11 protein-coding genes and 1 pseudogene are annotated in these 12,899 nt (G+C 61.2%); 7 read left to right on the top strand and 5 right to left on the bottom strand.

The window, feature by feature from the left end; genetic code table 11:
- Together CCR94_RS18160 and CCR94_RS25725 are read left to right on the top strand one after the other, a co-directional pair.
- Nucleotides 1-486, top strand: a 486-nt coding sequence (locus CCR94_RS18160; RefSeq protein ID WP_425332345.1) for a Mu transposase domain-containing protein, incomplete at its 5' end; no start/stop codon positions are given.
- Nucleotides 423-575: pseudogene (locus tag CCR94_RS25725) on the top strand (AAA family ATPase); the annotation flags it as partial. The gene CCR94_RS18160 and the pseudogene CCR94_RS25725, both read left to right, overlap by 64 nt.
- Nucleotides 576-605: 30 nt before the next feature.
- Here the strand turns inward: CCR94_RS25725 and CCR94_RS18150 are convergent.
- A complete protein-coding gene (locus CCR94_RS18150; RefSeq protein WP_158254825.1) occupies nucleotides 606-890 on the bottom strand; it encodes a hypothetical protein in 285 nt (94 codons plus the stop codon).
- Nucleotides 891-1,170: 280 nt separating this feature from the next.
- Here CCR94_RS18150 and CCR94_RS18145 point away from each other — a divergent pair, with 280 nt between their 5' ends.
- Complete coding sequence (locus CCR94_RS18145; protein WP_104509250.1) at nucleotides 1,171-2,634, top strand: exopolysaccharide biosynthesis polyprenyl glycosylphosphotransferase; 1,464 nt, start codon at nucleotides 1,171-1,173, stop codon at nucleotides 2,632-2,634.
- Nucleotides 2,635-2,644: 10 nt separating this feature from the next.
- Here CCR94_RS18145 and CCR94_RS18140 read toward each other — a convergent pair whose 3' ends face one another.
- Entirely contained in the window at nucleotides 2,645-2,944 is a 300-nt protein-coding gene (locus CCR94_RS18140; RefSeq protein ID WP_244594126.1) for an H-NS histone family protein, read from the bottom strand.
- A gap of 523 nt (nucleotides 2,945-3,467) precedes the next feature.
- Here CCR94_RS18140 and CCR94_RS18135 point away from each other — a divergent pair.
- From CCR94_RS18135 to CCR94_RS18110, 4 genes are all read left to right on the top strand, one after another.
- The gene (locus CCR94_RS18135; RefSeq protein WP_104509244.1) at nucleotides 3,468-3,833 is read left to right on the top strand and encodes an H-NS histone family protein; all 366 of its coding nucleotides are present in this window, start codon (nucleotides 3,468-3,470) and stop codon (nucleotides 3,831-3,833) included.
- Nucleotides 3,834-3,895: 62 nt separating this feature from the next.
- A complete protein-coding gene (locus CCR94_RS18130) occupies nucleotides 3,896-4,159 on the top strand; it encodes an integrase core domain-containing protein (protein ID WP_425332344.1) in 264 nt (87 codons plus the stop codon).
- Between the two features lie 881 nt (nucleotides 4,160-5,040).
- Nucleotides 5,041-6,189, top strand: coding sequence for a hypothetical protein (locus tag CCR94_RS18115; protein WP_146090089.1), 1,149 nt, complete (start codon nucleotides 5,041-5,043; stop codon nucleotides 6,187-6,189).
- Entirely contained in the window at nucleotides 6,071-7,249 is a 1,179-nt protein-coding gene (locus CCR94_RS18110; RefSeq protein WP_146090088.1) for a nucleotidyltransferase family protein, read from the top strand. The genes CCR94_RS18115 and CCR94_RS18110 overlap by 119 nt, the downstream gene beginning before the upstream one ends.
- A gap of 180 nt (nucleotides 7,250-7,429) precedes the next feature.
- On the opposite strand, the gene CCR94_RS18105 is transcribed toward CCR94_RS18110, so the two are convergent.
- The 3 genes from CCR94_RS18105 to CCR94_RS18095 all read right to left on the bottom strand — a co-directional run.
- Nucleotides 7,430-8,731 (bottom strand): HlyD family type I secretion periplasmic adaptor subunit, encoded by a 1,302-nt coding sequence (locus CCR94_RS18105; protein ID WP_244594124.1) that lies wholly within the window; start codon nucleotides 8,729-8,731, stop codon nucleotides 7,430-7,432.
- Entirely contained in the window at nucleotides 8,731-10,563 is a 1,833-nt protein-coding gene (locus CCR94_RS18100) for a type I secretion system permease/ATPase (RefSeq protein WP_104509239.1), read from the bottom strand. The genes CCR94_RS18105 and CCR94_RS18100 overlap by 1 nt, the downstream gene beginning before the upstream one ends.
- Before the next feature lie 175 nt (nucleotides 10,564-10,738).
- The coding region (locus tag CCR94_RS18095; RefSeq protein ID WP_104509238.1) for an Ig-like domain-containing protein at nucleotides 10,739-12,899 on the bottom strand (2,161 nt) is incomplete at its 5' end.

Below are 12,899 nucleotides of genomic sequence, written 5' to 3'. Positions count from 1 at the left end.
AGGGACAAGGCAAAAGTCGAGGCCGGCGTGCGCTTCGCCCAGACCTACATTCTCGGGCGATTGCGCCGACTGACCTTCTTCTCGCTCGCCGAATGCAACGAGGCCATCGTGCTTGTCATGCAACGCACGAACGAGCGCCCCATGCGCAAGCTCGGCGTCAGCTGGCGGGAGCTGTTCGACAAGATCGAGCGCGCCGCGCTCAACGATTTGCCCACGGAGGAGTGGGAGTTCGCGGAATGGCTGCGCGCTCGGGTCAATCTAGATCATCACATCGAAGCGCATGACTTCCTCTATTCTGTTCCGCACGCGCTGATCCGCGCCGAGGTCGACGTGCGCGTCACCGCCCGCACCGTCGAGATTTTCCATCGCGGCCAGCGCGTCGGCGCCCATCAGCGGCGCTACATGGGCCGCAAACACGGCGCGATCCGACGCTCGCCGACGCGATCCTCGACCGCGTCATCCAGAACGCCTACCGGATCGATTTGACCGGCGAGGGCTTGCGCAAGACGCGTTCGTCCGCCCGAAATCTGTCCGACCTTGACCAATCAGAAACAGCGCAACATCATCAACCCTGACTTGCGGCGGCAAACTGCAAGGGGCCGGCTTCAAATCGGAATAGGTGGCCGGCTTCGTCGGTATCCGCAATCAGGATCTCCCAAGGATTCGAAGACATAGCCGCGGATCGCGTCTCGCAGCGCTTCTTCAGCCCAAAGGCTGCGCCCCAGAAGCGATTGCATCGGATCGGGGCGGTGAAGCCCCGTCTGTTCGGCCATTTGCCAGCCGGTTTTGCGCGTGACGCCTGACAAAAGTCCGGCAAGAAACACGCCCGCCGTCGCCTTCAGTTCCTTGCGGCGGAAAATTGGCGAAAGCTGCGCCTTCAGGGAGGCCAATTCCGCTTCCCAATCCAGGAGCGCTCCTGACGACGTCGCGAGGCCCATATTGATCCATCCCCCGACTCGCTTCGGGAAGAGAATTAAATATCGAAATAATACGCAACTGTAGTACCAAGCGGCTCAGCGAAGCCAGTGTGGCGACGCAACGGAGCTGCGGCGCGTCGCCGCGCCTTGCGCGGTCCCCGGCCATAATCAGAATTATAAAAAAATAAATGTGGCAATTTTAATCCGGTTCGGATTTAATATTCGCTACAGTAGCCAGACTCATGGTTGGATGATGAGCGGCCTTGATCGAAATTTTGCAGAAACCTTCCCGAAGGTTTCGTCGCACAAGACCAAGATTGCCAAAGCCGAGCGGCTTTGGCCGATCACATTCCGAGCGATCGAACCTTTGGCTATCGTCCTGGATGTCGTGGCGATCCTGCTCTCGAGCCTTTTTGCCGCTTGGCTCGCCCGCATGGGAGGTTCGCCGATAGACTTCGGCCAAGCCTTTGGAGCGGCGGTCGTCGTTTCGGCGCTTATGGTCTGCATTCTCAAGCTCCGCGGTTCCTATCGCCCCGCCGAACTGTTGGAGTTGCGCAATCAAGCGCGCTCGGTGCTACTGGCGTGGATGTCCGTGTTCGTCATCCTGGCCGCGGCGTTAAGCGCTCTTGATCCAGCGCGGCCGATCTCGCGCGGCCTCGGCTTGTTCGCCGTGTTAGGCGTCGCCGGCCTGATCGTCCTTCGATTCGTCACGAAAAAGGCTCTTGTTACAGGACTTCGCCGCCGCAAATTCGCCGGGCGCAAGGTTGTCTTGATCACGGATCACCCGAAGTCCTCGACAACCGGACCGGCGCATTCAGTTGAGCGTCTGGGCTTCATGGTCGCGCGAAGCTTCTGGTTGCCGCCGCCAGGCGCCGGAATCGGCGTTCGCAAGCGGCTTAGCGCAGATGTGATTGATTATGTAAGAGGTTCAGATATCGAAGAAATCATCATCGAATCGGATTTGAGCCGTTGGTCGGAGTTGCGTTTGCTTGCCGCCGATCTGCGCATCCTGCCTTCTCAGGTCAATTTCGTCCCCGTGGGCGCCGCCGCCGAAGTATTTCGGCGGCGAAGGCACCAAATCGGCGGGGCCGTCTGCGTCGAGTTCCAGAGAGGCCCGTTGTCACGCGGTGACATGGCCGCCAAGCGAACGCTGGACATTCTCGGGGCCGGGCTTGCTCTCATGCTGCTCATGCCTCTGCTCGCGGTGGTGGCGATCGCCATCCGGCTTGATTCGCCCGGTCCAATTTTCTTCAGGCAGCAGCGATGCGGTTTCAATGGCAGAAAATTCGCCATTTGCAAATTCCGAACGATGCATGTGCTCGAGGACGGTCAATCGGTGGTTCAGGCCGGCCCACGCGACAAGCGCGTCACCCGCGTCGGGAGGTGGCTGCGTCGAACCAGCATCGACGAACTCCCTCAATTGCTCAACGTGCTGGACGGCAGCATGTGCTTGGTTGGTCCTCGCCCTCACGCCATCGCCCATGACAACGAGTTCGACAAGATCTTGCGGAACTACGCATTTCGGCGGCGCGTCAAACCCGGTTTGACAGGCTGGGCGCAAGTGCATGGCTGTCGCGGACCCACGCCGACGCGCGCGACAATCGAGCGGCGCGTTGAATATGATCTCTGGTACATCGACAACTGGAGCCTGCGACTCGATCTGCTGATCCTGCTACAGACGCCACTTGAAGTTACGCGCGCGCGCAATGCCTTCTAGCATCATGGCTTTACGAACTGATCAGAAATTCTTGCATGTCGCGACCCGCCTTCATAGCCGCCACCAGCCAGCGCGGGCGCTTGCCGCGTCCCGACCAAGTTTCCGCGGATTCGGGGTTTCGGTATCGAGGCAAAACCTTTGGGTATTTGCGGCGGGCAGGTTTTGGCGCCGCGCGCGGTATTTCCGTGGCGGTCGCGCCGCCATTGAGGACCGCGAGCCGTTCTTCGAGGACGCGCTTTTGCTCATGAATCCGCGCCGACAAAAGTTCGCTGATTTCCTCATGGAGCGACCAGAGTTCGTCAACGGACATTGAATTGATATCGAGTTTCTCCATCATGCCTTTCGTCTTACAGCTTCAGCCCGTTGGGATATATAGTCCGCGTCAGGCTTTTAAACAACCATGGATTGCAAATGATCAGATTTTTCACGCCTGACCCATTTAATACATGAAGCGGATTAACCGCACCGCTATTTCGCGCTGCTGCGCTATGGCGAGGCATGTCATGATGGGACCGACTTGCGGATTGACGTAAACCCCGTCCGTTTTCCCCTGCCGGTCGCCTTCATGGAATTTCAACATGTTAGGCCAAAACTATCACGAAATTTTGAACCCATTCTGACGCTTTGTCAATTTATTATGTTAGCATTTAATATTTCCTGTCATTTCAATGTTGAATAAATGTTGACGCAAGCTAATCCACGCGCGACATTAAATGGGTAATTCCGCTGTCTGATCAGAGTCTCTCGTGAGACGCGGATGCCGGGAGGCGGCTTCCGTCGATTCTCATTTCACCCCTTTCCGGGCGCAGATCAATTCCGATACCGAGGCCAACATGCGCGTTTCCGACCTCAAAGCGCTGAGCTTTTATGATCTTTGGCGACTGCACGAAGAGCTTACAAAGGTCCTTGCCGAGAAGCTTGTGGCAGAAAAGTTGGAGCTCGACAGGCGGCTGGTGCTGCTCAGGCAAAGTCATTTCGGCAGCGAACCCAGCGGCGCAGAAGGAGAGACGGAGAGCGATGCGACTCCCAAACACGGAAAGCTGCCTCCCAAGTACCGCAATGATTCCGCTGCCGGAGAGACCTGGACCGGACGCGGCAAGCGCCCGCGGTGGCTGGTCGAAGCCGTAAAACTGGGGCGCAATCTCGAAGATTTCAGGATTGGAGAAGCAACTCAGAAAGCGGATGAAAACAAGAAGTGAGCTACTCCCCGTTGGTTGGACAAATTCCGAGATGATTTAAGCTGCTCTTTTCGTCTGCTGGTTTGGTTGAATATCATTCCAATAGACCATGGCAGGCGGTTGGACGGCCAGGGCGCCCTGGCGCGAATGTCATCGTCGAGCGCATCTGGAAATCGGTCAAATACGAAGAGGTTTATCTGCGCGCCTATGACAGCGCGGGCGTGGCGCGCGCCTCGATCGGCCGGTATCTGAACTTTTACAATCGCCGGCGCCGGCATTCGTCCCTTGACCGACACACGCCGGACGAGGCCACCTTGGAACCGACGCCCTGTCTGGCGGTGGCCTGAACCGAAGGTCCGCGAAGCGAATTTTCCCCCGCCGTGCCGTTGGATGCGACTACGGTCAGGCTACGCCCTCCCCGAGTCACCCCCAACACCACGGCGCCCGCAACGAACGAAACCCGGCAGAAAACCACCTAATTTTTCGCGGGAAACTGTTCAGGAGAGCGGGACTGGCTCTCTCTGAGCCGCCCAACCCGGCGCAATCCTCGATTAGGGACATGCTGCGGGGCGGGCCGCCATCGCGTTTACAGGGCGAACATAGGGTCTAACCTATTGGTGTCAGGTTCGTGTGTCGGAAGTCTCGCTTCCGAGCGTGGCCGCCCTCTGTGACTGGCTGAAATCGGCGGGCGGCCGATGCCTTGTGATCCGGAATTAGGTTCAGATCAAAGAGGCAAAACGCCGCTCAAGGCCAAGCGAGGATCAAATTCGCCTTCGCACCGGCCCGCCGTACCCTCCGGGCCACCCAGGTCCGCCATGCCCGCCGGGCCAACCAGGCCCGCCGTGCCCGCAGCCGGATCTTGCGATCGCTTCCGACGCCAGCGACGTCGATAGAAGCAAGGTGATCGCGGGAGGCGTCACGACAGAAAAACGTCCAAGCGCGGCGATGAATTTCCTGCGATCGGCGTCCTCTTCACGCTGCGCGTTGGACCCGCCGCAGACCGTTTCGAGTTCATCTCGATCTTTCATGACGTTGCTCCATTCCCCATTTTACCAGCGGGTTCGCGCTTTGAAACCAACGACGCATGGCGCGCTCGAAAATAATGCTCCGATTATTCAATTTGTCAATTATGGGATTTTTGCCTATTCTAATTTAAATTGCATATTATCGTATTAAATGTTTCCAAGGTCGCGCTGTTGATGCGCCAAGCCGGACGGAGATGGAGACGATGTCGCTGGCAGAAGCCGAAGTACGTGAGTTCCGCGGCGCGCGCGAGACAGGACTAGATGTGCGCAAGGCGAAACACACCGTGTTTGCACTGCTCGACGGCGAGCCCGCGCTTTTTAGTGAACCGATGCAAAGGCTCTATGCGCTCAACTCCGTCGCTGCCCTGGTCTGGTGCTGCCTCGAAGAGAATGGCAGGCCTGAGGATGCGCGCGCGAGATTGAGGGAAGCCGGCGTGGAGCCTGGACTCGCTGCTCAATACGTTGAGGAGACCGTGCGGGAATGGCTGAGGCTCGGGCTGCTGCGCGCCGAAGTCCGATGGCGTCGCCCGATCGTCCGGTTCTGCGTGGACGGCGTCGCACACAGTATGGAGACTTCGAGCTTCGAGCTTTCCATGGCGATCGCCGCCCTGTTTGATTCGCGGCCGTCCGCCGCCGAAGCCCCCTCCCCGGCGCATTTCGATGCGGTCGAAGTCGCCGGATTTGCGCACGTCTACTTCAAGGACGCATTGATTGGCGTCTGCAAGCACGATGAACTGGCGCCGCTGATCAAAGCTGTCGTGACCACCGGGATCCTCGAACGCGAGCGCGACGACATCGTTTTCCACGCCGCATGCCTGTCGCACGCGAATGGAGTTTTGCTTGCCAGCGGGGCGCCAGGCGCCGGAAAGACCACGCTTGCGCTGCATCTGGAGGCGCATGGTTTCGGCTATGTGAGCGACGACGTCACCCTGATCGCGCTCGACGGCTCGGCCAAGGGCGTCCCTTTCGCGCCTACGGTCAAATCGGGCGCCTGGGAAATCGTCGGCGCAATTGCGCCTGAATTGACGCGCGCGCCGATCCATTGCAGGCCCGACGGCAAACGGGTCAAATATTTGCCTCTCCGCGACGTCGACTCCAAGTCTTGCCCAGTCGGATGGGTTATCTTCCTGGACAGGCGGCGACGCGGCGCGGTCAAGTTCCGTCATGTCGCCGCCGCCGACGCGATGCGTCGAATCATTGAGGGCTCCTATTCGTCTCAGCGGCGGCTGAGCCTTGCCGGTTTCGGCGCCCTGCGGAGGATGCTCGAGGGCGCCAGGGCCTTCGAACTCACCTACGACTCTGCGGCGGAAGCCGCCGACGCCATCGCCAGGCTTTGCAACGATGTCGCGTAACCGCAGCTTTCTGGAGCTTTGCCGTTGTTTTCGCAACGACCCTCCCAAGGCGCCGGACTGGCTCGAACTCATCGGGCTGGCCAACCAAACCCTGACGACGCCGCACCTGATCGAAATCGTCCGTCAGCGCCCCGACGCTGTTCCTGCGGACCTCGCCCACTGCGTCGAGACGATCTTCGAGCGGAACAGCCAACGCAACGATCGGTTGCTCGCGCAGTTGGGCGAGGCGCTCGCCGCGCTGAACGCGCGCGGGATCACGCCGGTTCTGCTGAAGGGCGCCGCCATGCTCGCCGAATCGAACCGCGATCGCCGCGGGCGCAGGATGGCTTGCGATCTTGACCTGCTTGTTCGTCCCGACGAAGTCGAGGAGGCGCTCGATTGTCTGATTCCAATTGGTTATCGCGTTCACGATCGTTCGCCTCCGGACGTCGGAAAGTGGTGGCTCGACCTTGGCAGGGCAAACGACGTCGGCATGATCGATTTGCACGTGTCGCCGCCTGGGCCGGCGTTCTGCCATGGGGCTTTGGCTGATCTCGGAAGTCATTGCCAGCGCATAAAAGTTGGATCGGGGGCTGCGCAGATTCCTTCGCGCGCATGTCAGGCTTTTATCCTCATCATGCACGATCAGTTCCAGGACCACGATTATTGGATCGGCGCCACCGATCTGCGCCACTTGCTCGATTTGCGGGATCTTGCTTCGACCGCAGGCTTCGATTGGAAGGAACTGGCCTCCTTCACGGTGGGCAAGCTCGCGAGGAATGCGCTCGAAACCGAATTGACCGCTTTGCACGAACTGCTCGGAGTCGAGGTTCCCTTGAACATGAGGCGGAGAATCGCGCCGCGGCTACAGCAGCAGCGCAGAATGCTGCAGCTGAGGTTTCCCCGGTTGGCGCCGCTGCTGCTGGCGACCGGACTCGTCGACCTCCTCCACTATCGCGTCGAAGCAGGATCACAGAGGACGCAGATGGAAGCACACACGCTCCCGCGGCTGTTCCCGAGAGTCGACACCATAAGGTCGCTCCTCGCTCTCTTGCGGGAAAAGCGCGCGTCTAAAATCTAAGCAAACATTCTTTGGCTCGCCAACGAATGTTTGCTTAGACGCCTTTGTTTGAGCAGGATTTTTATCCGAAAACCGGCGGCTGCTTTTCGGAAATCCTGCTTAGGCTGACCAACGGATCGGGATGTTTTGCCGGGCCATTGGCCGTGGCCACAGCGCGGCTCCGGTGATCCGGATTCAAACTTACCGCTCCTTCATGGCGTGTTCGAACTGATCCCAAAGCGGCTTCGTCAGGTAGGACAAAGCTGTGCGCGGCGGCGTCTTGATGAAGACATCCACGGGCATGCCCGCCGTCAGTCTGGCGCCGCCGAGTTGCGTCAACACGTCTGACGTGAGTTCCATGCGCGCCGTAAAATAGCTGGCGCCCGTGTGCGTGTCCTGGCTGGCGTCCGCCGAAACCATTGCGACTTCGCCCTGGACTTCCGGAGTGATCCTCTGATCGAATGCGGTAAAGCGCATTGTCGCGGCCTGGCCGACATAGACCTCGTTGATGTCATACGGCGCGAGCCTGGCCTCAACCACGAGGGCGTCGGCGTCGGGCACAACAAGCATGATCTGCTCGCCTGGCGAGACCACGCCGCCGACGGTATGCACCGAAAGCTGGTGAACGCGACCTGATTGCGGCGCGCGGATGTCGATGCGATTCAACTGATCGACCGCGGCGATCTTGCGCTCCGCAGCTTCGGAGAGCTTTGCGCGGGTTTCGATCAGGTCCTTGCCGACCTCAGCACGAAGATCTTGATCGATCTGGATGATCTGCAATTCGACCTCGGCGGTCTTGCCCTTCGCCTGGGCAATTGCGCCGGTCAACTGGCTGCGCTCGCCCTCAAGCCGCGCGGTGTCGCGCTCAAGCGCCGTCACCCGGGTGATCGGCACCAGTTTTTTTTGGTACAGCGCCTGAAGGCCGGCGAGTTCCCTGTGGATCAGATCGACTTCCTTTTGTTTGGCTTCCGCCTGCCCGAGATAGCCGCGAATCTCGTCCTGCAACTGAACCGCGCGTTCCCTGAGTTGGGCTTTTTGACCGTTCCGGGCCTGACTGCGCAGGTCGATCAGCTTCTGCTCGGCGCCGACGGCCGCTCCCGCTTCCGAATCCGCGTCCTTGATACGATCGAGCAGGACCTTTGGAAAGGCGATGTGATCCGCGTTGTCACGTTCGGCGATCAGGCGAGCTTCCCTTGCGAGCAGTTCATCGACGCTTCTCGTGAGGACGTTCGCACTGGCCATAACCTGCGTTTGATCGAGCCGGATCAGAATGTCGCCGGCCTTGACCCGATCACCGTCGCGCACGCGCAGTTCGCTGACGATACCGCCGGTTGAGTGCTGAACCTTCTTGACGCTGGAAGCCACGGCGACCACGCCTTGCGCGATCACCGCTCCGGAAATTCGGCTGGTGGCCGCCCAGCCGCCGATACCAAACGTGACGCCGACGACGAGCGCGCCGCCAACGATCATGTAGCGCTGGATGGAGCGCTGGGCCAAGCTCATCATGCGCTCCATCGTCCGCCTCCCGCGTTGTCCGCAACGACATTGAGGGCGACCGGCTTGCGCAGCACCCGAGCCAAAACCTCCTCTTTCGGTCCGAAAGCCTGAACGCGCCCCCCCGCGAGCGCGAGCGTGAGATTTACGCCTTCCAGGGCCTTCGGCCGATGAGCGACGACCACGACCATTCCGCCGCGGGCGCGGACTGCGGCGATGGCGGCGTTGAGCGCCAGTTCGCCCTCGCCGTCGAGATTGGACGACGGTTCGTCGAGAACGACCAGGAAGGGATTGCCGAAAAGCGCGCGGGCGAGGCCGATGCGTTGGCGCTGTCCGGCGGAAAGGGCTATGCCGCCTTCTCCCAGTTTGGTCCCGTAGCCGTCGGGCAAGGACAGGATCAAGTCGTGAACACCAGCGATCCGCGCCGCCATCAGGATCTCCCCGGGGTCGGCGTTCAGATCGAAACGGCAGATGTTGTGCGCGATCGAGCCTTCAAAAAGCTGGATATCCTGGGGCAGATAGCCGACATGCCGGCCGAGCGCCTCGCAGGACCATTGATCGAGCGCGGCGTTGTCCAGTTTGATCCGGCCGCGCGCGAACGGCCAGACGCCCACGAGCGCGCGGGCCAGCGTCGATTTGCCTGATCCGCTCGGACCGATGATCCCGACGGCCTGCCCTCTGAGCAGCTTGAAGCTGACGTCTGTCAGGATCGGCCGTTCGGTGCCTGGAGCGGCCACATGGATCTGTTCGACCGAGAGCGATTCCCTTGGCTCCGGCAGCGACAGCTTTTCCCGCTCCGCTGGCAGGAGGCGGAGCAATTGATCGAGTCGCCGGCCGGACTGGCGCGCGGCGACAAAGCCTTTCCAGTTGGCGATTGCGACATCGACCGGCGCGAGCGCCCGAGCGGTCAGGATCGATCCGGCGATGATGATGCCGGCGGTCGACTGCTGGTTGATGACGAGCCATGCGCCGACCGCCAGCACGCCTGATTGCAGGATCGAGCGCAGCACCTTCGAGAGGCCGCCGAGGCCGCTTGAGACGTCGCTTGCCTGTTGGTGCGCCTTGAGATAGCCCTTGTTGGCTTCCCGCCAGCGCAGCGCGGCCCCGCGCCGCATTCCCATGGCCTGGAGGACCTCGGCGTTGCTCCGGCTTTCCGCCGCCAGCGCGATCCGCGCCACGGCGTGACGCGAAAAAGCCTTTGCCGGCGTCTGCGTCTTCATCTCGGTGAGAAGCGTAAGGGCGATCAGCACCGCGGCGCCGGCCATTGCGGTGGCGCCGATCCAGAAATGAAAAAGAAAGCAGACTCCCAGGTAGATCGGCATCCACGGCAAGTCGAGCAGGGCCATCGGGCCGCCGCCCGACAGGAAGCCGCGCAACTGGTCGAGATCGCGCAAGGGCTGCAAACCGTCGCTGTCGCCGCGCGTCTTTAGCGGCAATCGCACCAGGGCGTCGAACACGCGCAAGCTGATGTGGTCATCGAAATAGCTGCCAAGCCGCGCGCTGATCCGATTTCGAACGAGGTCCAGGCCGCCCTGAAAAAGGTAAAGCACGATCGCAAGGCTGAGCAGCGCCAACAGAGTTGGAACGCTGCGGCCCGGCAATACGCGGTCGTAGACCTGGAGCATGAAAAACGAACCCGTCAGCATGAGCAGGTTGCTCATTGCGCTGAAGACGGCGAGGCCCCAGAAGATTGTTTTGCAAGAGGACAGAAAGGCGAGGACCTCCGAGCGCGACGCCTCGCCAGCGTGCGGCTCCCCGACGACGGCGGGAAACAGATGACGCGCGGCGGCGTCGATCAAGGCCTCCGATTGCACCCGCGCCTTTTCTGCGAAATCGCGCATCCATCCGGCGCGCCTGCCGCCAGGCCGGCGCGGTTTCGCGGAGGGCGAGGCCTGAGCCCCGTCGCGTCGCAGCGGGGAGCGCCCCCGCCGGCTAAAGATGGAGCCGCTATTCAACTCCCCTCGAATATCAGTCATTCGCCGATCCTTTATTTTCGTGAGTCAGCCCGGGAAGGGCTCACGCAAAGTGGAAGTCCGCCGAATGCAGATCGGTGATCTTGGTGTTTTTCAGCGTCAGTGTGTCGCTCCCATGAGAGAAGACCGCGTCCACGCCGACTTGCGCCGCGTGAGCAAGCAGGTGGGCGAAATCCGTGAACTCGGTTGCGCTGAACACGAACTGCTCGTTCAAACCGCCATCCGTGACGATCGAGTGAGTAAAGCCCGGCCGGAAGTCGAAAGTGTCGATCGAACCGTTGCCGAAGAACACGTCGCTGCCACCGGTGCTCGTGAGAGCGTCGCTGCCGTGGGTGCCGATAATCGCGTCACCGGAACCCTTGCCGATGACGTGACCGGAACTGTCGACCTCCTGAGCCGTAAAGGTGTGGACCGTGTTGGACAACGAACCGACGTTGATCGACCAGTGCCCGCTCGCGTCGGAAGTGGCGGTTCCAAACGCTGTTCCATTCGAAGACAACTTGATCAGGGCGTTGGCGTCCGCCGCGCCCGTGATCGTGGTTTGATCCAGGCCGGTAAAGTTGACGGCGCCGGTCGAACCAATCGCGGAGTCCGCGGTCGCCGAAACCGAGTTGGTCGTTCCGGTTGTGTCTGTCGCGGTCGCGGTCAGAGCCGTCAGGGCGCTCGCGCCGCTCGTGAGCGTGGCGGCGGCCGTCGACGTCGTCTGGGCCGCCAGTTCGGCCGCCCAGTTGGAATCCTGCAGCACGGCGCCAGTGCTCATATTCACGTTATGGATGAAGACAGACTGCGAACTCGAGTCGTTCGGCCCCGAGTTCGGGTAAACGAAGCCGTAGGCTTTGGAGATGTCGAAATAGTTGTCCTGCGCCGTCATCGTTCCCGTAAGATGCGCGAGGTCCATGGACGTGAAGTAAGTGCAGGAGCCGATCATCACATTGTGGGTGATATCGCCGTGCTGGTAGGCGTCCGTCATCAGGCCCTGCGACATCGTGCCATTCGCCTGGGGCGCCTGCGTGGTCGTATTGTAGTTGATCTCCACCGTGGCCGAGCCGGACGTAAGAATCTGGGTGTAGTCGCCGTGCGCGCCGACGGCCATGCCAGCATTCTGGATCAGGTTGTGTTCGACCGTGATCGTACAGTTGGATCCACCCACCTGCTGAATCATGTCGCCGCCGGAATCGTGCAACCAGCTATATTCGACGGAGAGGTTTGTGCCTGAGTACGTAATTAGTCCGCCCGAAGGACTGGGATCGTGCCCGGCGCCGTTGATCGTGCAATAGGCGACGGACAGGTCGGACGCCCGCGACGTTCCGGAGATCGGAACCATATTGTTGGAGCCAACGACGAAGTTGCAATCCTTGATCGTTGTGTGCGCCGCTTGGACACTGACTTGCCAGCCGCCGCCGCCCGAGAAGTCGTAGCCGTCAAGCGTGACATTGTTGCCGGTCACCGTGACGACGTGGTGGACCGCATCGACCGATACCCCGGCCATCGAGATCGTGGAAGCGTCCTTCAGCGTCAGCCCGTTCGGGACGCCGACATGATAATCCACGCCGGCGACCTGCCATGTCGGGTGATAGAGATTGTAGGCCTGCAGCAAGTTCGGAAATTGCCCGCCTGCTGTCGAACCAATCACGGGATCCACGGCCGCCGAAGCCGCGCTGGCGTTTCCGGCTGCGTCCGTCGCGATCGCGGTCAGGGCGTGGGCGCCGCTCGAAAGCGCCGCCGTGGTCAGGCTCCAAGCTCCGCTTGCGGTCGTCGCGGCCGTGCCGACGACCGTCGTCCCGTCATACACGGCGATCGCGCTGTTGGCCTCGGCGGTTCCAGAAATCAGCACATGATTGCCATTGACGACGGAATCGCTGGTCTCGACCGGGGCTGCGGGAGCATGTGTGTCCACGGTGATGGTGGCGGCCGTCGAGGCCGCGCTGACGCCCGCGGTGTTGGTGTCCGTCGCGGTCAGGACATGGGTCCCGTCGCCCAGCTTCGCGGTGGTGAAGCTCCAGGCCCCCGTCGAATCGGCGGTCGCGACGCCAAGCTTGGTCGAGCCGTCATAGACGGTGACCGTGGAATTGGCCGCGGCCGAGCCTGTCAGCTTCGGCGTGTTGACATCGGTGATGCCGTCGCCGACGACGCCGGTGTCCGGCGACCAGGACGAGATCGTGGGCGCGGCGGGAGGCGAGACGATCGCCAGGCCGAGCGCCGTC

The organism is Rhodoblastus sphagnicola (genome assembly GCF_002937075.1).
GTDB classification, from domain to species: Bacteria; Pseudomonadota; Alphaproteobacteria; order Rhizobiales; family Beijerinckiaceae; genus Rhodoblastus; species Rhodoblastus sphagnicola.
This window is presented reverse-complemented; position numbering and strand designations above follow the sequence as displayed.